The sequence below is a fragment of the Sneathiella sp. genome, assembly GCF_041689005.1.
GTDB lineage: Bacteria > Pseudomonadota > Alphaproteobacteria > Sneathiellales > Sneathiellaceae > Sneathiella.
Genome location: NZ_JBDNHC010000029.1, coordinates 1 through 21,713, shown reverse-complemented (window position 1 = coordinate 21,713; position 21,713 = coordinate 1). Strand labels below are relative to the sequence as shown.

The 21,713-nt window shown below is 54.1% G+C and carries 12 protein-coding genes and 3 tRNA genes; 4 read left to right on the top strand and 11 right to left on the bottom strand.

Features of this window, described 5'->3' with window-relative positions; genetic code table 11:
- Positions 1–6: 6 nt before the first annotated feature.
- The 5 genes from rfbC to ACESNI_RS03605 all read right to left on the bottom strand — a co-directional run bounded on the left by rfbC (position 7) and on the right by ACESNI_RS03605 (position 4,266).
- A complete protein-coding gene (gene rfbC / locus ACESNI_RS03625; protein ID WP_373085097.1) occupies positions 7–534 on the bottom strand; it encodes a dTDP-4-dehydrorhamnose 3,5-epimerase in 528 nt (175 codons plus the stop codon).
- Complete coding sequence (locus ACESNI_RS03620; protein ID WP_373085095.1) at positions 525–1,769, bottom strand: methyltransferase domain-containing protein; 1,245 nt, start codon at positions 1,767–1,769, stop codon at positions 525–527. The genes rfbC and ACESNI_RS03620 overlap by 10 nt, the downstream gene beginning before the upstream one ends.
- A complete protein-coding gene (gene rfbG / locus ACESNI_RS03615) occupies positions 1,766–2,842 on the bottom strand; it encodes a CDP-glucose 4,6-dehydratase (RefSeq protein ID WP_373085094.1) in 1,077 nt (358 codons plus the stop codon). Before rfbG ends, ACESNI_RS03620 begins: the two co-directional genes overlap by 4 nt.
- 9 nt (positions 2,843–2,851) lie before the next feature.
- Positions 2,852–3,625: a glucose-1-phosphate cytidylyltransferase gene (rfbF, locus tag ACESNI_RS03610; protein ID WP_373085093.1), complete on the bottom strand. Its 774-nt coding sequence runs from the start codon at positions 3,623–3,625 to the stop codon at positions 2,852–2,854.
- A gap of 110 nt (positions 3,626–3,735) precedes the next feature.
- Positions 3,736–4,266: a phytanoyl-CoA dioxygenase family protein gene (locus ACESNI_RS03605; RefSeq protein ID WP_373085092.1), complete on the bottom strand. Its 531-nt coding sequence runs from the start codon at positions 4,264–4,266 to the stop codon at positions 3,736–3,738.
- A 220-nt stretch (positions 4,267–4,486) separates the two neighbouring features.
- Between ACESNI_RS03605 and ACESNI_RS03600 the strand changes: the two genes are divergently transcribed.
- Entirely contained in the window at positions 4,487–5,287 is an 801-nt protein-coding gene (locus ACESNI_RS03600) for a type II CAAX prenyl endopeptidase Rce1 family protein (RefSeq protein ID WP_373085091.1), read from the top strand.
- 24 nt (positions 5,288–5,311) lie between these two features.
- Here the strand turns inward: ACESNI_RS03600 and ACESNI_RS03595 are convergent, their stop codons facing one another.
- From ACESNI_RS03595 to rlmB, 6 genes are all read right to left on the bottom strand, one after another.
- Positions 5,312–6,151, bottom strand: coding sequence for a class I SAM-dependent methyltransferase (locus tag ACESNI_RS03595; RefSeq protein ID WP_373085090.1), 840 nt, complete (start codon positions 6,149–6,151; stop codon positions 5,312–5,314).
- 63 nt (positions 6,152–6,214) lie between these two features.
- Complete coding sequence (locus ACESNI_RS03590) at positions 6,215–16,621, bottom strand: amino acid adenylation domain-containing protein (protein ID WP_373085089.1); 10,407 nt, start codon at positions 16,619–16,621, stop codon at positions 6,215–6,217.
- Between the two features lie 928 nt (positions 16,622–17,549).
- On the bottom strand, positions 17,550–19,190 hold the full coding sequence (locus ACESNI_RS03585; protein ID WP_373085088.1) for a BCCT family transporter: 1,641 nt from the start codon (positions 19,188–19,190) through the stop codon (positions 17,550–17,552).
- A gap of 34 nt (positions 19,191–19,224) precedes the next feature.
- A complete protein-coding gene (locus ACESNI_RS03580) occupies positions 19,225–19,638 on the bottom strand; it encodes a universal stress protein (RefSeq protein WP_373085087.1) in 414 nt (137 codons plus the stop codon).
- Between the two features lie 422 nt (positions 19,639–20,060).
- Positions 20,061–20,136, bottom strand: a tRNA-Thr gene (locus tag ACESNI_RS03575).
- Between the two features lie 87 nt (positions 20,137–20,223).
- Positions 20,224–21,078, bottom strand: a complete 855-nt coding sequence (gene rlmB, locus ACESNI_RS03570) for a 23S rRNA (guanosine(2251)-2'-O)-methyltransferase RlmB (protein WP_373085086.1) — start codon at positions 21,076–21,078, stop codon at positions 20,224–20,226.
- A gap of 167 nt (positions 21,079–21,245) precedes the next feature.
- Between rlmB and ACESNI_RS03565 the strand changes: the two genes are divergently transcribed.
- The 3 genes from ACESNI_RS03565 to ACESNI_RS03555 form a co-directional block, all read left to right on the top strand.
- Positions 21,246–21,330 (top strand) — tRNA-Tyr (locus ACESNI_RS03565).
- A gap of 56 nt (positions 21,331–21,386) precedes the next feature.
- Positions 21,387–21,460 (top strand) — tRNA-Gly (locus tag ACESNI_RS03560).
- A 113-nt stretch (positions 21,461–21,573) separates the two neighbouring features.
- Positions 21,574–21,713: GTP-binding protein (locus tag ACESNI_RS03555; protein WP_373085128.1), on the top strand; the 140-nt coding region annotated here is incomplete at its 3' end.

Below are 21,713 nucleotides of genomic sequence, written 5' to 3'. Positions count from 1 at the left end.
GCGGCGCTATTTCAGATCGTCAAGCGCCTGATCCTTCTTCGATATAACGCGCGGTTCCGAAGGCCAGTCAATTCCGATTTCCGGACTATTCCAGCGGAACCCGCATTCATGACCCGGCACATAGGCGGGGCTCATCTGATAGAAAACCTCAGTGTCATCCTCCAGTGTCAGGAAGCCGTGGGCGCAGCCGGCAGGAATGAAGAGGGCGCAGCCGTTTTTGCGGCTCAGCTCGATGCCGATCCATTTCTTGTAGGTGGGCGAGCCTTCACGTAAATCGACCGCCACATCGAACATCCGCCCGGAGCTGCAGCGGACCAGTTTTGTCTCCGCATAGGCCGATGCATGATAATGCATTCCTCGTAATGTATATGCGGATTTATTGTAGGAAAGGTTGCACTGCACGGGCAGGAAATCTATCCCGCGAGCGGCAAACTCTTCCTGGCAGTAGGCGCGGGCGAAATATCCACGCTCGTCCTCGATGAACTTCGGTTTGATCAGGAAGGCACCGGGGATATCTGTCTCGGTTATTTGCATGGGAGCAATCGAAGTTCAGGAATGGGAATGGCGAAGCGTCCGCCCCAGTCTGACACTGCGCTCATTTCGCTGGCAATTTCATCGGCGAGGTTCCACGGCAGGATCAGCACATAATCCGGTTTCACCTGCCAGATCTTATCCGGCGCGAACACGGGAATATGGCTGCCGGGGAGCAGGGTATCCTGCTTTTCAGGATTGCGGTCGACAACAAAACGGATGTCATCCGGACCGATACCGCAAAAGTTGAGCAGTGTATTTCCCTTGGCGGCGGCGCCATAGGCGACCACTGTCTTCCCTTCCGCTTTCGCTTTTTTCAGAAAGGAGCGCAGGGAGGAGCGCGCCGTCTCGACCTTTGGCGTAAAGTTCTGATAGGCCGTGAGGGAAGCGAGACCTGCCGCGTTTTCTTTCGTCCGCACCGAGATCAATCCATCGCCCTCACTGTATGTTTCACAGTCCCGATGGCAGGCATAAATCCGCAGCGATCCGCCATGAGTTGGGAGTTCCTCGACGTCAAAAACCCGGAGCCCGTGGGCGGTCAGTATCTTTTCAACCGTCAGCAGTGACAGGTAGGAATAATGCTCATGATAGATAGTGTCGAACTGGACCTTTTCAATGAGGTTAAGAAGATGCGGAAACTCAATGGTCAGAACACCGGTTGGGCTCAGCAAAATTGGAAATCCGCCGATAAAGTCGTTAATGTCTGGCACATGGGCCATGACATTATTCGCCGCCATCAGATCCGCCTTGATACCGGTGTCTGCAAGCCGTTTGGCGGTATCCAGCCCGAAAAAGGCGACCTCGGTTTTTACACCGGCCGTCTCCGCGGCCCGTGCGACATTCGCTGCGGGCTCGATGCCGAGAACGGGAATGTCTTTGTCGACAAAATGCTTGAGCAGATATCCGTCGTTGCTTGCAATTTCCATCACCAGCGAATTCCGGTCAAGATTGAGCTTTGCCGTTAACCGATCGGCATATTTCCGGGCATGTTCCACCCAACTGGCCGAAAAGGAGGAGAAATAGGCATAATCGGAAAAGATTTCTTCCGCCGGCACAACCTCTTCCACCTGCACCAGAAAACAATTCTCGCATACCCGCGCATGCAGGGGATAGGATTTCTCGGTTGCAATGCTACCCTTGTCCTTAAGATAGCTGTTGGCAAGCGGCATTGATCCGAGATCAACAAGGGTCTGGGTCAATTCCTGATGACAAAAGCGGCATTCAAGAGGGTTACTCATAAGTTGGTCTCATATTCTTCGATCTGGGCCAGGGTCAAGGCCGGAACGTCCTGATTATCGCTGAAGGCTTTATACCAGTCCACCGTTCTGTCCAGCGTTTTTGCCGCATCCCATCGGGTCCGCCAGTTAAGTGTTTTGAAGGCAAGAGATGGATCAAGGGCGAGGGCGGATTTTTCGGGCGGCTGGCGGGTATTGACGAGCCCCCAGTCGCCATCAATGCCAAAGGCCTTCTGAACCTGCGCCGCAATATGGCCCACAGAAAGTCCCTGGCTTTTCTCCGGGCCGAAATTCAATGCTGTGGGCAGCGTGCCTGCCCGGTCACCGGCAAGGGCCTGCAGATACACCAGATACCCTGATATTGATTCCAGGACATGCTGCCAGGGGCGGGTTGCCTCCGGATAGCGGAGGGTAACGGTTTTTCCGGTTCTTGCGGCGCGCCAAATGTCAGGGATCAGCCGGTCCTCGGAAAAATCTCCGCCGCCGATGACATTTCCGGCCCGCGCCGTTGCAATCCGGATATTGCTGTCCGCAAACAGGCTTTTGGCGAGGGATGCCGTTGCAATTTCGCACGCCGCCTTGGACGAGGAATAGGGATCGTCACCGCCGAGGGGGTCGGTTTCCGAGAACGCCCTGCCATCGTCGATGTTCCGGTAGACCTTATCGCTTGTAATGACCAGAACAGCGCTGAGGTCGGCAAGGTCTGGCAAAGCGGCGAGCAGGTTCACTGTCCCCATGACATTGGTTTCATAGGTATAGACCGGTTCCCGGTAAGACCGCCGGACGAGAGACTGGGCGGCCATATGAAGGACAATTTCGGCGTTACTTTCCTGGATGGCGGCGGCCAGCTTCTGCGAATCGCGAATGTCAATTAGATGCGATGACAGATCCAAGGTATGGGACAGGCTGTTATACAGCGAAAAGTCACCTTCCGGCGCCCTGGAAATACCAGTGACGATTGCGCCCATTTTGCAGAGCCATGCCGCGGCCCAAGCGCCTTTGAAGCCTGTATGCCCCGTGAGAAGGACGCGGCGTCCTCTCCAGAAGCCGGGATCTACGGCCGCGGAACCTGTCATTTTTAGCACCTAACCCCAGACATGCCAGGGAGCCTTTCCGTTGTTCCAAAGCTGTTCGAGATATGTTTTTTCACGCAACGTATCCATCGGTTGCCAGAACCCGGTATGTCGGTAAGCAGAAAGCTGTCCGTCGGTGGCAAGACCGGTAAGAGGTTCCCGCTCCCACGGGATAGTGTCGCCAGCAATACGCGAGATAACGGACGGTTCCAGAACGAAAAAGCCGCCATTAATCAGGCCATTGTCACCAGCGGGCTTCTCGACAAATTCCGTCACCGCCCCGTTTTTGATAATTGTTGCCCCGAACCGGCCGGGAGGGGCGACAGCGGTAAGGGTTGCCTCGCGCCCCTCGGATTTGTGATAGGCAATCAGTTTGGTGATATCGACATCGGCAACGCCGTCGCCATAGGTCATGCAGAATGTTTCTTCGGGGTCGAGATATCCGGCCACCCGCTTGAGTCGGCCGCCGGTCATTGTTTCCGCGCCGGTTTCAACCAGCGTCACCCGCCAGGGCTCCGCCTTTGCAGCGTGATAGGTGATCTGGTTGGTTTCAAGGTCAAAGGTAACATCGGAACGGTGGAGAAAGTAGTTCGCAAAATATTCCTTGATGACATAGCTTCGATAGCCGAGGCAGATAATGAAATCATGGATACCGTGATGGGCATATATCTTCATAATATGCCAGAGGATCGGATGTTCGCCGATCTCGATCATGGGTTTAGGCCGCAGGTGGGATTCTTCTGAAATGCGGGTTCCCAGACCCCCAGCTAGAATAACTGCTTTCAACGACGTCCCCTCATTTCATCCATCCTTCCCAGCATTGTAGGGAAGCGGTCCTCGATTGATAAGACTTATTTCAATATCACGAGGGGGTGTCAAGAAGGGCCGGGTTTATTTCAGCCTCGCCGTAATTGCCTGAGACTTCCCGGCAGAACACGGCGCAGCCAGTTCTTGATCCGGATAACCCGGTACAGATCCTTCGTCCAGGTGAACATATGCCTGTATTCGCCGGGTACCTTTTCGAGTTCCCGGTTGCCGATAGTGACCGGGGGGCGTTCCTCATAACCCGCAAAGTCACGCAGCCAGCTTCGTTGGTAGATCAGGTATAGAAGCGGACGGATGATTTTGGACTGGTTGACGCCGCCCCGGTGGAGAAGCTTCGAGTTGGTGATCAGGACGGAGCCGACATTCACCTCTGAATCGATGCTCCCGACTTTCTGGGCTTCGTCATCGGTTTTGGTTAAATGGCTTTTTGGCCAGACCCTCGTACATCCGGTCTCCAGGGTGCAATCGACGAGCGGAATGAGCATCGTTATGGCATACGGCGGGATATCAATATCAACCGTATAGTCATCGCCGAATATGGCCTTGGTATCGCGAGGAAGGAATTGATCAGGAGCCCTCGGAAAAGAGACGACCAAGCTCACCGCCCATAGAATGCAATCCTTCCCGAGAAATTCCTGAAAGACGGGAAGCAACATTGGATTAGAAAAAAAATACGGATCGTTGAAGGGTTCCTCGACTTCATGTTATTGAACTATCGGATTATTTTAGCAGGGCTACTTGTGTATAACCTCTAATTCTGGTTTTATCCGAACGCCGTGCTATTCTACGACGTAAACTGGGATACTATAGGACAATCCATCCATGCAGGTACTTAAATCACGACATAATATATGGGTTTTTCTCTTATGTGTCGTTGGCACCCAGGCCGTATTCGTGTATGGCGTGGCGAACGGGTATTTGTCCGTAGATCACTATCCCATGGGCAGATTTTATATCCTGTTTATCCTAGCAACCATTTATACGGTATTGGACCGAGGTATTGGGGGCATCTGGGACCTGATCCGTCCCATGCTGGTCTGGCGGGTTTCGATCTGGTGGTATGTGTTCGCGATTACCTGGCTCACCGTCTTTGCCTTGGCAATATTGTTTGTCAAAAATTTGATCAATGGAAATGGTATTGTTGCCATTCCCCTGACATTTACGATGCTGAATAATTTTCCTCTGCTTAAGGGTATCTTTCTCGCGTCCATTATTGAGGAAATTGTCTGGATCGGCCTGATCTTGACGGTTTTGCAAAAGAGATTTACGCCGTTGGTGTCCAGCCAAATTCTCGGGGTTTTCTGGTATCTGTGGTGGGTTCCGGTCATTCTCTATGGTCAGGCGGTTGTTCCGGGTGTTCCGGTTTCCATTCTCTGGTTACATTATCTCGGAATCGCCGCAACCTGCGCCTGGGTGTATTATTTCACCAAGAGTGGACTGGTCGTCGCCCTGATGCAGATGTTGACGAATTCGGTCTCTCTCATCGTTCCGATTCTGCCGCATCTTTCTGACGTGCCGACATATATCACGTTTATAATCGGCAAGCTTTTGTTCGCTATTTTGCTTTTTGCGATGTTCGGTCCGAAGCCTCTGTTTGGAAAAACCGCTAAGGTTGCTTGCTGAGTCTAGAAGGGAAGTGCCTACCCTTTAGCGGCTGGAGGGGCCCGGACAAACGCCGAGCATAAGAATCCAGCGAACCTGTCCGATCTGTAATTCTGTTGTATGCAGAATCTCGAACCCCGCTTGCGTCAGACGATAGCGGTGGTTATGGGAAAAGGAGTTTTCATATCCGAATACAATCGAGTCATTATTATTTTCGAGATCATGACCGGGAGCTGCAGGCTCGATCAGAACAATTGCCGCCGATGGATGTGCGGCAAGCGTATTCAGGAGTTTTTCGAGTTTTTCCGGGGAGAAATATTCCAGTACGCCGCCATTGACGAAGAGGACTGTGCCGGGGGAAGGGTTGGCAGTCAACCAGTCGGTGCCGTCGGCCTCAATGAATGACAATTCTTTATTATCAGCATGCTCGGCCGAGGCCTGATTGATAACGGTTGCATTGATATCAAGTCCGACAGCTGACGTTATATGTGGCATTTGCCCAAAGCAATGCGCCAAAGCCCGTCCTTCACCACACCCAATCTCGACAATCCGATGAAACCCGCTTCTGTCACTTTCGAGAAAATCACGAAGCGCTTCGATAATGACCAGATGATGATCCAGAAAAAGCTGAAAACGGGCATCCGAGTGCCGACTAAAAAAAGCATCTCCCGGATTTCCTTTCCAAAAGGTGGAAAGCGCCTTTTCCACTGCATCGTGATCGCCCGACGCTTTGGCCCGCTGCAACCTTGCATGAATAATAGCGCGTTTTAGTCTGGGTGCCCGTGTTGTATTTCGGGCATTATCGATATCTTTTCCCAAATACGGAAAGGCTAATTCTGCTACCTGACCGACTGCGTGCTTTAATGTGTCTTTTATGCGGTTCATCTGATGTTACTTACTCTGCGAATTATACATTTTTGTTTCGGACAGCCGTTGACAACAAGAGCCTCACAGCGTGGGATCAGCGGCATTGATCCGTCCCTCAATGAAAACCGCCAATGTCTCAGCATGGCCTCCCTGCACAATTTCCAGATGTCGACCGTTGATGGTGTAACGTTCGATGGGCTCATTTTTAATATGTCTGTCCCACCCCAGCAACGGATGCTCGGCAATAAGCACTTCTTCACGCATATCGTCGGGTCGTGATAAAACCAGACTGACGCGACCTTGGTAGGGGCCTCCCTCATATTTCCGCGCAGCTGAGAACCATGCTTCCTGGGTTCGCAATCTGCGGGCAAGTGGGCGGTGCGTTATAGCAATCCAGTCCAGCACTTTTCCGTGCAAAAATTTCCCCGCAAGCTTTGCGCGCAAGCGTTCAAACAGGTACGTGCTGCCGTGGTCACGAATAAGCCGTAATTCACTCGTGAAACGTTGTTGCCATGTAAGCGTTACAGGAATCGCGAACGTATCGGTAAGGGAGAAGCTGGCAGCAAAACCGGGTGCAAAAGTGTCAAGCACGAAGAGTTCGGCCACTGTTTCGCCATTGGAAGAGAGCTGACGTGCCATCTCGAAAGCCGTCAGTGCGCCGGCAGAATAACCAGCAAGAAGGTATGGGCCGCTCGCCTGATATTGACGCATGTAGCGGATATTTTCAGTGGCCATTTCCTCTATTGTCGCATGGGGTTGGTGGCCCATAATACCGCGCATTTGAAAACCGACAACGGACCGATGCACCCCAAGGGCAGTGCCGAAGTCAGCCAGATTATTTACGTTACCGCCCGCGCCTCCGACGATGAACAGCGCATGTCTGTTCTTCCCGGGGCCAGGATGAATGACGATTGATGTATCCCAGTCCATCTCAGATGTCATAGCAGCGGAAACTGCACCGGATGCGGGAATATTTTTTTGATCAATAAGCTCGGCCAGGTCGCGAATAGTTGGATGACTGAACAGGGTGGAGATAGGCAAGTCGGGGCCGAAGCGTTTACGGATACGGTCAAAAAGACGCACCGCCATGAGCGAATGCCCACCGAGACTAAAGAAGCTTTCCAACACGCCCGCTTCCGGCCGTTGCAGGATATCGCACCAGATCGCGACAAGTTCTTTTTCCGTGTCTGTTTCCGGCGTGACAGTTTCGATCTCGTCAACGCGTTCTGCCGAAATTTGCATCAGGGCCTGTCGGTCAACTTTACCGTTTTGTGATATAGGTAATTCCGATAACAGCAAGATACGCGATGGAATGAGATGACGGGGCAACCGGTCACGAAGAGAACGTGCTAGATGCGCGGAGGTCGTGTTTGCGTCCACCGGCGCCACGAATGCAACCAGTCGGCCGCTGTCTCCGATTGGTTCGTATATAACTGCTGCTTTTTGGACTTCATTGAGGTCTAGAAATGCCTTTTCCACTTCTCCCAACTCAATGCGGAAGCCGCGTATCTTGATTTGGTCGTCCCGTCGACCCAGAAATTCAATATTTCCGTCGGGCAGATAACGACAGTAATCACCGGTTCGATAAAGCCGGGCGTCAGAGCTATCAGATGCCCCGGACAATGTGTCCGGTATGAAGGCCTGTTCGTTCAGCTCATTACGCTTCCAGTAACCAAGTGCCAGGCCGTCGCCACCGATCAGTAATTCACCAGGGACCCCGATCGGTGCCAGCTTCTGCTGATCGTCAACAATGTAGACCTCTGTGTTCGATATTGGCCGCCCGATGGGTACTGATGCTGACAAGCCGCTGAAATCAGCCGGAATTCGGTAACAACAGGTGAAAGTTGTATTTTCAGTTGGACCGTATCCATTAATAAATGTCGTATCCGGGAGGATTGCCAACGCACGGCAGATGTGGGCAACGCTTAACGCTTCACCGCCGGTGAGAACTTCTTTAACATTTGATAACAATTCAGGACTTTCATCGATAATTGCATTAAACAGCGCTGCCGTGAGCCAAAGCGTTGTCACACCATTCGATTTTAGGATGCTATCGAGTGTTGAGAGTTCGGGTAGTCCATAACCTTGCGGTAACACAAGCGTGGCCCCGTGGAGCAAAGTGCCCCAAATTTCGAAAGTTGCGGCATCGAAACTCGCAGGCGCGAGTTGGGCGAAGACACGGCTTTCGTTCAGTTGCGCAAACTCACTATTGATGACGAGGCGCGCGACCGCCCGATGAGGTACTACCACTCCTTTTGGAACACCGGTAGAGCCTGAAGTGTACATCATGTAGGCAGGACTGCTTCCATCGACGTTCGCAACATTGATTGACACAGAACTTGACGGCTCTGTTGGAAAATCCATCGCCAGTACCGGAATGCCATCAAGTGCAATGTCATCTACAAAATCACGGTGAGACAGAATTGCGGTCGCTCCGGAATCATGCAAGATAAATTCGCATCTAGCTGCAGGAGTGTCGGGTTCAATTGGTACATAGGCTGCACCGGCTTTCAGTGTTGCCAGAATTCCGACAATGAGATCCGGTGACCGGGGAAGCAGGAGAACAACGAAATCGCCCGGTTTTACACCTGAGTCAATCAGCCTGGCTGCCCATTCGTCCGATGCCTGGTCAAGTTCCGCGTAGCTCACCCGGTGTTGTACTTCTGATGCATTCGATGTTTCGGGCACGACAAGTGCGGTTTGCCCAGGGCGCGTTCGTGCGCAGTCCTGGAAAATTTCCACGAGCGATTTATCGCGCGGATAGTCCCGACGGGTGTCGTTCCAGTCGGAAAGCAGCATTTGACGATCCGCCGTATTAAGGATGCTAAAGCTATTCAGCGGTTTGGCAGGCTCGGCGGATGCTGCTGCCAGTAAATCGAGATACTCCTGCAGGCGCCTGCGCATTGTTGGTTCGTCATACAGTGCCATGTTGAAAGTGCATTGTAATTCTATATCAGTGCCGGTCTCCACGAAATTCAGGAACAGATCGAGATGTTCATAAGCCCGGCCAACCGAGCCCGCCTTCACATCGAAATCAGCGAAATGAATGCCCTTGGAGGATGGGTCCAGGTTTACACCGACCGAGACAAGCGGAGCCCAGTCGGAATCACGTTCAGACTGCAGGTCTTGCACGAATGACAAAAAGTCGAAATTCTGATGCTCAAGGGCGTCAAGAACGGTGCCACCGATACCGCGAAGATGATCGCTAAATCCGCTTTCCATATCCGTTGACAGGCGGAGCGGCAGGAAGTTCACGCAATGACCAACGAGGCTTTGACCCCCGAGTAACGGCTGCCCGGCGGCTGAAAAGCCAATTGGCGTGTCAGTAATGCCAGTTAGGCGGGACAGGTAAACAGCAAACCCGCCGATAAGGGAAGCGAAGAGCGTTGTTCCGCTGTTTTTGGCAACTGACCGAAGGTTGGCGACAACTTTGGGATCCAGCATGGTCTCAAAGCGCTGTGCTGAATAATTGCGTAATTTCGGCCGCGGGCGGTCACTCGGAATCTGCGCCTTTGGCAGATCGCCATCATATAGTTTCAGCCAGAAGTCGCGGGCCTCTTGCCGGGTTTCGAGCTGTTCCGGTGTATGCAGGAATCTGACGAAGTCGCTCAACTGTTGCGGAGGCTCAAGGGCAGCGGGGCGCCCTTCCATATGTGCCGCGTAAAGCACGCCAAGATCTTTCAGCAAGACGCCGCAGGACCAACCGTCTGCAATCAGATGATGGGCCGTAAATAGCAACAGGTTTTTGGTGTCGGATAGCCGCAATACGTTGCACCGTACCAGCGGTCCTTCCACGAATGAGAAGGGGACGGTTACCTGCTCGCGTTTGGCACGGGCAATTTCTTCCGCCTGAGTGGTTTCATCCTTCCCGCGAAGATCCTCAAAGGTAAGCGGAAATTCGAGGGTTGGTTGAATTGTCTGGTGGAACCCGTCGCGTTCCGGTAACGCCCGGAGAGCCTCATGGCGCGCGGCGAGATCATTTAGGGAGGCTTGCAGCAGTTCCGGTTTCAGGTCCCCCGTGAGCATCAAGGTACTGCAGAGATTATAGGAACAGGAGGCTTCAATGCTGAACTGGGCGGAGACCCAGATTTCCTGCTGACCAACCGTCATGGGCAAACGCCGGACGGCCGTCGGATCGTAACCTTCAAGAAGGCCGATATCGATCAGGACCGTCACACTTTCAACAAACGCCTCGTAGACGCGATCAAGGTCCTCCTCGCTATGCGCAGTCGTCATAAACGCCGGACGTCCTTCATATGTCAGAATGCCGCGGTTACGAAGATGGAAGAACAAGAGGTCGGAATATTCCTGATGCTTGGTAAAGCCAACCCTCAGGACCGAGGCGAATTGCTCGCACTTGATGGGGGTGTTTACCTTCTTGAAAAATGTGTTCAGCCGCTGTGACAGATTTGCAGATATCGCATTAAGCTTCTCCTGCAGGGCGGGACCTTCACTCTTCAGATGTTCAAGCGACGCCTTTGTTGCGGCAAGGGCGAGGGGATGACGGACGAAGGTGCCAGCAAACCAGGTCATGTCTGCGGTCGGGACCGAGTCATCGCCGAAGTTCCAGGCGCCGCCGTCAAGCGAATCCATATATTCCGCGCTGCCGGTAACAATACCGATCGGCAGGCCACCGCCGATTACCTTGCCGTAAGTTGCGAGATCGGCGCGAATATCAAACAGCGCCTGTACCCCGCCGGGGTGCGAGCGGAAACCGGTAACAATCTCGTCAAACAACAGGGGAATCCCCAGTTCCTTGGTTACCCGGCGCAGTTCCTTCAAATATTCACGCGGCTGGTAATCGGGATTCCGGCTTCGGATGGGTTCGACCAGCACGAGCGCCAGTTCATCGGCATTCTCGCGGATTACATCGAAGGCTTCCTTGTCGCCATACTGGAGAATGATTGTATTCTGGATGGCTTCCTGCGGAATGCCCGGGGCACTCGGCAAGGTTGTCCGCCGACTGCCGGTTCCGGCACCACGGACCTGCATTTCATCAAAAATACCGTGATAATGACCATCGAACTTGGCAATTTTTGATTTGCCTGTCACCGTTCGTGCCATCCGGACCGCCGCCAGAACGGCTTCGGACCCGGTGTTGCAGAACGCGGCACGTTCCATTCCGGTCATTTCGGTAACCAGTTTGGCGACATCCCCGGCGAGAACCGATTGCGGCCCGATCGCAAGTGTCTTGTCTAGTTGCTCGCGAACGGCATCGACAACAAATTGCGGTCCATGACCGAACATGGTTACGCCATATCCGCCAACCAGATCGACATATTCGTTGCCGTCAACGTCCCAGATTTTTGATCCCTTGGCATGGTCTGAAAGTACCGGATAGACCATTTCCTTCCACCGCGAGCGGAAGCCCTGAACCGTGCGCGGATCGGCGAGAACCCCACGGGAGATCTGCGTCGCTTCTTTCGCTTTTGGGGTGCGCGCAATCGTTGTCGCTATCAGCTCATCGATATGATGTTCCTGTTCGGGTGTCAGTTCATCGGTGCCGACCTTCTTGATCGTCGGGCGTCCCGGGTTGTCGCCGGGGTTAATCTCGGCGGCACGGGATTCACCCGTATCAGCCGTTGTTGTCGAGGCGGCAGTGGTAGAGGTTGGGCTCGAAGTCGACCGCACCGGAGCCGCAGCCTCGTCGAGCTTCGCGTCTTCGGGCAAGGTTTCGTCGAGATACGCCGCAAGCATGTCGAGAACGGGCGTCGATTCCATCAATTGCCGGGTCGTCAATTTGACCTTGAATGTCTTCTTAAAGGCGGCATTGGCCTGGGTCAGGAATAGCGAATCGAATCCAAGCTCCAGGAAGGTTGCATGTTCGTCGATCCGATCAAACGGCAAACCGCTCAGTTTATTTATAATAGCTTTCAGTTGCGCTAAAATCCGGTCCCGTCGGGGAGCGAGTTCGTCAACTTCTACCGCACTGACCACTTCATCTGCGCCCGGTTGGGCAAGCGCGAGGGTTGGGTCAACCGTAGTTCCGCTGGACGCGTAGGGGACCGCATCGATCCAATGCAAGGTCCGTTCGAACGGATAGGTCGGCAAGGAAACGCGGCGGCGTGATCCGCCAACAAACATATTCCAGTCAAGTTCGCCGCCAGCGAGCCAGAAGCGGCCGACTGCTCCCAGCAGGAAGTCTTCATCCAAGACATCTTCCTGGGGATGGCGAAGGGTGGCAATTACCTCGTGATTGGCGCCGCGCGCCGGATGCTGGCGGGCGAGCGTGCTCAGGGTCTGGCCCGGGCCCATCTCCATGACGATGCCTTCGTTGTCTTCGAACAGCTTTGCCATGCCATCCAGGAAACGGACGGTTGAGCGCAGATGTCGAACCCAGTAGTCCGGGTCGGTTGCTTCGGCAGCGGTAATCCAGTCGCCAGTGAGATTTGAGGCGAAGGGCAAGGTCGGCGCCTTCAGCTTGACAAGCTTCAACTGCGCGCGGAATTCTTCCAAAATCGGTTCGACAAGGGTTGAATGGGCGGCGACATTGATATGAACACGCCGCGATTCGACACCTTCTTTCGTCAGCTCCTCGCCTAAAGCCTCGATGGCGGCGATGGGTCCGGAGACGACACATTGGTCGTTGCGGTTGATGGCGGCGATGGAAAGCTCACTGCCTAGACGCTCGCGAACGGCTTCTTCCGACAGTGGAACGCTCAACATCGAGCCCCCCTCAAGGGTTTCAAACAGCTTGCCGCGGCAGAGCACGACATCGAGGGCATCTTCCATGGAGAAGACACCGGCAAGACAGGCGGCTGTATACTCGCCCATGCTATGGCCGATCATTGCGCTGGGTTCAACGCCCCAGGATTTCCACAGCGCCGCCATGGCATATTCAACGGCAAACAGCGTTGGCAGAGCGATGCTCGGCTGGTCTAGAGTTCCTTCGGCGGCGTAGATGATATCGACAAGAGACTGCCCGGTCCGTTTTTCAAAATGGACACTGCAATCGTCCAGCGCCCGCCTGAATTCTGGCGAATTTTTATAATGTTCCCGTGCCATGCCCGCATATTGCGCGCCGCCACCTGGAAACATAAAGGCAACCGGTGGTTTCTCGGCGGTCATATTGGACCGCAAGATTTCCCTTGGATCACGGCGGCGGAGCTTTTCAATCGCTTCCTCGCGGCTGGCGCAGACAAGTGCCACTCTTTTCTCAAACCGTCGCCGGCCAATGAGTAGGGTATGGGCAACGTCCGCGAGATTGGCATCTTCATGCCGTTCAAGCCAATTTGCGAGATCATCGCAACGCTTTTCAAGGGCGGTTTTGGTACGTGCGGAAATAACCAGAAGCTGCGATCCGCGGGCTGGATCGGACGCGGGTCGCGCGGGAGCTTCTTCAATTATAAGATGAGCGTTCGTCCCACCCAAACCGAATGAACTGACACCGGCACGGCGAGGTTTTTTGCCGCGCTTCCATTCCACCGGCTTTGCCGCCACATAAAAAGGCGACTCGCTGAAATTGATCTGGGGGTTTGGTTCCGTGAAATTGATGCTCGGCGGAATAACTTCATTTTCCAGCGCAAGCAGGGTTTTAATAAGACTGGCGGCGGTGGCGCCGGCGTCCAGATGCCCGATATTTGTTTTCACCGAGCCGAGCGCGCAATATCCGTTCTCCTCACTGGTAACGCGAAACGCCCGTGTCAGGCCCTCAACCTCAATCGGATCGCCAAGCACGGTGCCGGTACCGTGGGCCTCGATCAGCGAGATGCTGTCCGCCGTAATGCCGGCATTCCGATGCGCCTCGGCAATGACATTCGCCTGTCCGGAGGCACTGGGTGCCGTGAAGCCCGCCCGTGCCGCGCCGTCATTGTTGACGGCCGACCCCAGCAGGACGCCATAGATATGATCACCATCCTCAAGTGCCGCATCCAGGCGTTTCAAGGCGACCATTGCCGCCCCGCTCCCGCGGACCATACCCTTGGCATTGGCGTCAAACGCGCGCAACTGTCCATCCTGCGCCAACGGGCCGCCGTCAACATAGCGATAGCCAACCCGATTTGGAACGAGCACCTTGGCGCCACCCGCAAGCGCCACGTCACATTCACCGCGCAACAGGTTCTGTGCGGCCATGTGGATGGCCACACCGGAAGTCGAGCAGGCGGTTTGAACGGTTACGGCCGGACCGCGAAGGCCAAGCCGGTAGGCGATATGCGTGCAGGGAAAATCACGCTCGTTGCCGATGAGCATATTATACTCGGCGGCGGTCTCGCGCAGCGCCTCATGGCTCATTAGATTGTTCATCAGGTAGGCATTGCGGCCAACACCGCCGAAAACTCCAACCCGATCTGAAGATCGGTGCGGGTCGTAGCCCGCATCTTCCAGTGCTGTCCAAGCACACTCAAGCATCATCCGCTGCTGCGGGTCCATAAGCTGGGCTTCGCGCGGGTTAAACCCGAAGAAGGCTGCGTCAAATCCTTCCGCTTCTTCAAGTGGGAACGCGGCGGCGACATAATCGGGATCGTCAAGAAGGGCCGGATCTTCCCCGGCCGCTTCAAGATCGGCGCGGGTCACTTCCACCCGGCCCGAGCGGCCTTCGAGCAGCATGTCCCAGAAGTTCTCTATATTCGAAGCACCGGCAAACCTGCCGGCAATACCGATGATCGCTATACGTCCGTCGTTATCCTGCTGGCGTATAGGCTCAGGTGTCTGATCAACAACAACGGTGAGCTTGTTTGCGACCTTCGCAATATTTTCGACCGTCGGGCCATCAAAAAATTCGGCGACGCTTACCCGGAAGTTACGTTCGCGGCGGCAAATCTCCAAAAATCGCATGGCCAGAAGCGAGGTGCCGCCAAGTTCAAAAAAGCGGTCGTGACGGCCAACTTTGTCAAGGCCCAGTAGTTCGGCCCAGGTATTGGCAACAAACAGCTCCATTTCGCCCCGCGGCGCGGCATAGGCCTGCTCCAACATCGGGCGCTCACTTTTGGTGACGATGAGGGCGTTGCGGTCAAGCTTGCCATTGGTCGTCAAGGGCAATTTTTCCAAGGTCGTGAAAATGGCCGGTGACATGTAGCGGGGAAGTTGCTTTTCAACATAGCTGCGCAACTCACTGCTGCCGGGGACATCGGTGCATAACTTGGGCACGATCCAGGCGGCAATTCTCGGGGCGCCATCAACCGACGCATCGACGGCGACGGCGGCGTCTTGCAATTTTGGATGTGATTTGAGGGCGTGTTCTATTTCTCCAAGCTCAATGCGATGCCCCGCAATCTTAACCTGGGAATCCTTGCGTCCCAGAAATTCCACGTCGCCCCCAGGAAGCAGGCGGACGAGGTCTCCCGTGCGATAGTAGCGTCCGCCGGGCGCATCGGGGTCCTCAACAAAACGTTCCTTGGTTATTTCCGGCCGGTTCAAATACCCGATCGCCAGACCATCTCCGGCGATACAGAGTTCACCGCTTTCGCCATCGGGAACGGGCTGGAAATTTTCATCGAGAATAATGATCGATGTATTCTCGATCGGTTTGCCAATCGGAAGCGACAGCAGGTCCTCCGGCACGCCCGTGGGAATGCGATAGCAGCAGGCAAAGGTTGTTGTTTCGGTTGGGCCATAACCATTGACAAGATTAGCCTTGAGATTGGTCTGGGCTTTGCGAATATGAGCCGGGGACAAGGCTTCGCCGCCAACCAGCAATTCTTCGATACCATCGAGGATCGTGACATCATGGTCGACAACGGAGTTAAAGAGCGAACTTGTCAGCCACAGCGTATTTATCTCGGCATTTTTGAGAACATTGCGCAACTGGCTGAAATCAGGCAGGCCTGAATCCGGATATATCACGCAGGTACCGCCATTAAGCAAGGGTCCCCATATTTCAAACGTCGCGGCATCGAAGGAAACCGGGGCCATCTGCAGAACCCGGCGGTCCTTGCCAAATTTCGTATAGGTTGCTTCGCTGACAAGGCGCAACACGGCCCGGTGCGGCGTAACCACCCCTTTGGGCTGTCCCGTCGATCCCGAGGTGTAAATGACGTATGCCGCATCCATGGCCTTTACCTCAGGCAGAGCGTCCGCCTCATCGGAGGTGGTCTCGCCGATGACCAGGGTTGGCAGGCCGAGAGCCGGCAGTTTCGCGTCAAGCCCTTTGGAGATGACGACGATACTAATCGAAGCATCGCGGAGCATAAATTCAAGGCGCTGTTCCGGATATGTCAGGTCGAGGGGAACGTAGGCCGCGCCCGCCTTCAATATGCCGAGCATCGCGACGACAACGTCGAATGATCTTGCGGCGGCGAAGGCAACACAATCACCGTGCTTTACGCCATTTGCGACGAGCTTGCGGGCGAGGACGCTGGAATGCTCCTCAAGCTCGGCGTAAGTCAATGTTCGGGCTGGCGTGCTGCCAGCTCCTGGAAGCATAAGGGCAATGGCTTCCGGCGTTTGGGTGACATAGGTGTGGAATACCTCGGGAATGCTTTTATTCTTCCCATAGGACACTTCATTATGAATCCAGCCGCTACTTTCACGGTAAGCGCTATTTCTCATTTTTGCTTTCGAGCTCATCGTCTTATTCTTCTCGTTTATTGCCTTACTTTTAGCACTCACAGCATTCCCCTTGCGCTAACGCGCCAATTTTTACTCTAATACGGGGCATTATTGATGTGTTTTAGTTAAATATTGTTTAACTGACGACGAATACATTTACGTCGATATCCGTCGGGATTCGCGTTCATTCAACGTGATTAAAACATGAATATGCCAACTATTGTCTCAAATTTTAAACCGAGTAACTTCTTAAAATATATAATACTACAACTACTACTGGCAAAAATATTAAGTCCTGAGAAATCGGTTCTCGGGTATCGAGCTGTTTTGAACGACTCATGACTTTTCCCGATTAAGAGTTCAGACTCGTTTACGCCTAAAATACAGGTTCTCACATATTCGCAACGATTACTACTATTCGCAAACGGGGGGCTATCAAAATTTCATGGGCGCGGGTTCACGAACAGTGGGTTAAGGCAGACCATTATATGTAAAATTATTTATTTTCAAATACTTAAACGATTCTACGTGCCCGATCACCTTGTATCAAGTGATCGTTTAAACTGGTCGATGGCCCTTCTCTCGGAGAGGAAAATAGCGGTAAACTATCCTTGAAATAAGGAATTTTGGAGAATCGTTTTATCCTCTGAAATAGCCGGATATCTCCCATTCCCACTTCAATTGTGCCAAAATTGTGTCACGCTAAACGGAATGTTTGCCTTAATTGAGAATGTGCAAAGTGTCCGGCAAGGGGGGCGGCAATTCTGTGTAACCGTGGAAAAACTGATATCGGCATTTCCTTTGCGCTACAGGGTGGGTACCCAGAAACAGATAACCCCTCGAAGACATTATGTCCTCATGGGGTTAAATAGGGTCGTCGGAATACTGCTCCAAAAAAACACTCGCGTACCTTAATACCTCTGCGGGATCAGGCCCTTCGTTCCGCCAGCAATCCCTTGAAGATCGCCCAGCACATCAGGAGCAGCACGATCGTGAACGGCAGCCCCGTTGAGATCACCATGCTTTGCAGCGACTGCAATCCGCCGACGCTCAATAGCAGCACTATGGCCACGGCTCCTTCAAAGATGCACCAGAACACCCGTTGGGGGACCGGCGCGTCAACCTTGCCTCCGGCCGTGATGGTATCGATCACCAGAGAGCCCGAATCCGACGAGGTCACGAAGAACACGATGACCAGCACGATCCCGATGAAGCTGGTGATGGAGGCCAGCGGCAATTGATCGAGCATCTTGAACAGCTGAAGTTCGAGGTCTGCATTTTGCGCGCCGGTATAACCGTCAACCACCACCTGATGGATCGCGGTACCGCCAAAAACACTCATCCACAGCACGCAGACCAGACTCGGGATCAGCAACACACAAACCAGGAACTCCCGCACCGTGCGGCCGCGCGAAACCCGGGCGATGAACATGCCGACAAAGGGGGACCAACTAATCCACCAGGCCCAGTAGAATGACGTCCAGCCTTGACTGAAGTTTACGTCCTCACGCCCGACGGGGTTTGCCAGTTGGGGTAGATATTGCAGATAAGCTCCCAGTGAATCGACAAAACCGGTCAGGATCAGCACCGTCGGTCCGACCAGCAGGACAAAGATCAGCAGCAGCGCGGCCAGTCCCATGTTAATCTCGGATAGCAGCTTCACGCCGCCATCCAGACCCCGCAGCACGGAAATTAGGGCAATCGCAGTGATACCGGTAATAAGGACTACTTCCGTTGTCGACGATACCGGAATACCGAATAGCTCGTTGAGTCCGGCATTGGCCTGCGTTGCGCCAAATCCGAGCGAGGTCGCGAGACCAAAGAGTGTGGCAAAGACCGCAAGGATGTCGATGAAATGACCCGGCCAGCCCCAGATGCGCTCTCCCAGGATCGGGTAGAAGGCGCTGCGGATCGTCAGCGGCAGTCCCTTGTTGTAGCTGAACAAGGCAAGCGCCAATGCCACCACGGCATAGATCGCCCACGGGTGCAGTCCCCAGTGAAAGATCGTCGCGGCCATGCCCAGGCGCACGGCCTCGACCTCGTTGCCAACAGCACCCCCCAGGGGCGCCCAATCCGTACGGGCGCCAGCCTCGGACGTCACCCCGCCCATCGAGGATGAAAAATGGCTCATGGGTTCGGAGACGCCGTAAAACATGAGGCCGATGCCCATGCCGGCGGCAAAGAGCATCGCGAACCAGCCGATATAACTGTAGTCGGGTTTCGCGTCTACACCCCCCAGCCGGACCGAGCCCAGTGGCGTCACGATCAGCATCAGGCAGAACAGCACAAAAATATTGCCCGATGCGATAAAGAACCAGTCGAATTTCTTCGTGACTGTGTCGAACAGCCAGCTAAAGGCGGTTCCGGCCTGTTCAGGCAGGGCCAGGCTGTAGAACACGAAGGCAATGATACTCAAGGCAGAGACCAGAAAGACCGGGTTGTGAATGTCAAACCCGAACATTCCGATCTTCGACTCGATATTATCCTGACCGATCTCGTAGTCGGTATCGATCAGGTCGGAGACTCCTTCAGGGGCGGGTATGCCTTGAGGGGTTGGTGTATCCGTCATTTCGGTACTTCCTTTTTATCGCTATATCTTGTGATTATCGAACGACCATCACCGAGACAGGCGCATGGCTGGCCACGGTGCCGCCATTCGACGGCCAAAGGTAATCAGTTATATTGGGCACATGGCTTGCCATGACCACCAGGTCAGCCTTGATTTCGTTTACCGCCTTGAGCAACGCCGGATCGAGATCGATGCTGGGATCGTGACTGGTCACAGCGTGTGACTCAGTGGCGATGTTATGAGCCTTGCCCTGATCAGTAGCGAACCGGCTCAGCTTGTCGGCGAATTCCCCAGGTGTATGGGCGACCGACCCGGGTGTCGCCGCCGAGATCGCGACGTAGATTACCGTCGCGCCATATTGTCGTGCCAAATCCGCTGCAAGCCCAAGCGATTTTTCCAGTCGCTTCTCGTGCGCCAGATCCACCGGAACCATGATACGTTGGAACATATCTCTGTCTCCTTTTATCTTCCGCATAGGGCATGGCGTACTTCAAGACACACATCGCCTGCCACCCTGTTCGCGGGCGGCGTCGCTCGCAGGGCCATCGGTGCCCGGCGAGTTGCGGGACGCCTCCGTGTTGGCGGAGGCGCTCAGTTTTTTTAAATCGACATTATTTACGCAAAACCCACACTTTACGGCCATCTGTGGCTCAAAAATTGCGGGGCTGTCTCTTCTGCCGACATTCCCCCTGTAGCGAGGTCCGTGGGCCAGCATAGGTGCAACAACCGCGATGTGGCAATGTTTTTCTTGCCCGCGTCTGGTGTGGCGACTGTTGCGCGCTGTGAGTTCGGCCTTTGGCCGTGACAACTGTTGTGAAAGATACATAAACAGATAAGCCCTCGAAAACATTATGTCTTCAAGGGCTTATGTGGTGCCGCCACCAGGAATCGAACCCGGGACCTGATGATTACAAATCAACTGCTCTACCAGCTGAGCTATAGCGGCGTCGTGCGGGCGCAAAATAGTCAGCTTGCGCTATGTCCACAAGTAAAAAATAAAAGTTTTTAATGGAAAGATATTTAAGCTCTATTTTTAGTCCGGCAACGACCGGATCTGGCGGGCCAGTTCATAAAAGGCAATGGCGGCCGCGTTCGAGACATTCAGGCTTTCTATTCTCGGATTGATGGGTAATTTTGCCAGCAAATCGCATTTTTGTGCGGACAATTGGCGCAGGCCCTTGCCTTCTGATCCGAGCACGATAGCGACTTTGCGAATTGTCGCGGCGGCGGCGTCAAGTTCCTGATCGGCCTGACCGTCCAGTCCGATTCGCCAAAAGCCCCTATCGGCAAGCTGGTCAAGCGCCCGCGACAGGTTTGCCACGCGAATGACCGGTACCGTTTCAATGGCGCCAGAGGCGGCTTTCGCCAGAACACCGGTGATGGGCGGTGAGTGGCGGTCAGGGACAATGAGGGCCTTGACATCAAAGGCCGCGGCCGAGCGCAAGATAGCTCCAACGTTATGGGGATCGGTCACCTGGTCTAGAACGGCAACCACCATGGCGGTTTGATCTTCGCGATCCGGGAGATCCTCGATGCTTGTATCGGCGAGGGGGTGGGGGAGCAACGCAATCCCCTGATGGAGCGCATTTTCGGGCAGCAGTCCGGTGATAATGTCACGGTCAACGATTTCCGCCGCGACGATTTCATCGATCTGGCCCTTCATATTATCGTCAAGTCCTGCCATTTTTGCCGGCGTCAGAAGCAGACGCCTTACTTTTCGGGCCGGGTTTGCGAGGGCGGCCAGCACCGCATGATCGCCATAAAGCCACGTATCGCCGGTAATTCCCTTTCGGTCACTGCGGGCGGACGAGGGGGGCGAGTTGCGGAATTGTCGCGGGCCTGACGACGGCTTTTGACGCAGGTCCCTGGATGGCTTGCTTCTTGACATGACGTTGCTTATATTGTGCTTCGTATCCTGCAACAAGAGAGCTTTTTCGAAGGCGCCGAAAAAAAATCGGAAAATCGGCGTTGAATCCTCTTTTTCGGTTGACTTTATGTCTGAATTTTCGATAGTGCCGGACACCTTTGGCAAAGTCGAAGGAACGATGTATGTATGGAGGGGTGCCTGAGTGGTTAAAAGGGGCGGACTGTAAATCCGCTGGCTAAGCCTACGTTGGTTCAAATCCAACTCCCTCCACCATTCACATACAGGCGTGAAAGATGCCATGGGGCTGGCGTCGTTTGATGCGATAAAAGGCGGGTGTAGCTCAATGGTAGAGCAGCAGCCTTCCAAGCTGAATACGAGGGTTCGATTCCCTTCACCCGCTCCAAGCGCTGGTCAGCGCTTTATAAATAGGCCGTGAATTTGAGAGTGTCGGAGACTTAAAGCAGGTTTTCGGCATTTTTTGGGCTGTGTAAATTAACTGCTTCGGGACGACGGAAAATGGCCAAAGAGAAATTTGATCGTAGTAAACCACATTGCAACATCGGGACGATTGGTCATGTTGACCATGGGAAGACGACGTTGACGGCGGCGATTACGAAGGTTCTTGCGGAAGCGAGCGGCGGGAAGTCGTTTGCGTT

Bases quoted from the DNA above. Each gene is read 5' to 3' on its own strand.
- rfbC (WP_373085097.1), bottom strand. From the start codon at position 534: ATGCAAATAACCGAGACAGATATCCCCGGTGCCTTCCTGATCAAACCG.
- ACESNI_RS03620 (WP_373085095.1), bottom strand. From the start codon at position 1,769: ATGAGTAACCCTCTTGAATGCCGCTTTTGTCATCAGGAATTGACCCAG.
- rfbG (WP_373085094.1), bottom strand. From the start codon at position 2,842: ATGACAGGTTCCGCGGCCGTAGATCCCGGCTTCTGGAGAGGACGCCGC.
- ACESNI_RS03600 (WP_373085091.1), top strand. From the start codon at position 4,487: ATGCAGGTACTTAAATCACGACATAATATATGGGTTTTTCTCTTATGT.
- ACESNI_RS03595 (WP_373085090.1), bottom strand. From the start codon at position 6,151: ATGAACCGCATAAAAGACACATTAAAGCACGCAGTCGGTCAGGTAGCA.
- ACESNI_RS03590 (WP_373085089.1), bottom strand. From the start codon at position 16,621: ATGAGAAATAGCGCTTACCGTGAAAGTAGCGGCTGGATTCATAATGAA.
- ACESNI_RS03585 (WP_373085088.1), bottom strand. From the start codon at position 19,190: ATGACGGATACACCAACCCCTCAAGGCATACCCGCCCCTGAAGGAGTC.
- ACESNI_RS03580 (WP_373085087.1), bottom strand. From the start codon at position 19,638: ATGTTCCAACGTATCATGGTTCCGGTGGATCTGGCGCACGAGAAGCGA.
- rlmB (WP_373085086.1), bottom strand. From the start codon at position 21,078: ATGTCAAGAAGCAAGCCATCCAGGGACCTGCGTCAAAAGCCGTCGTCA.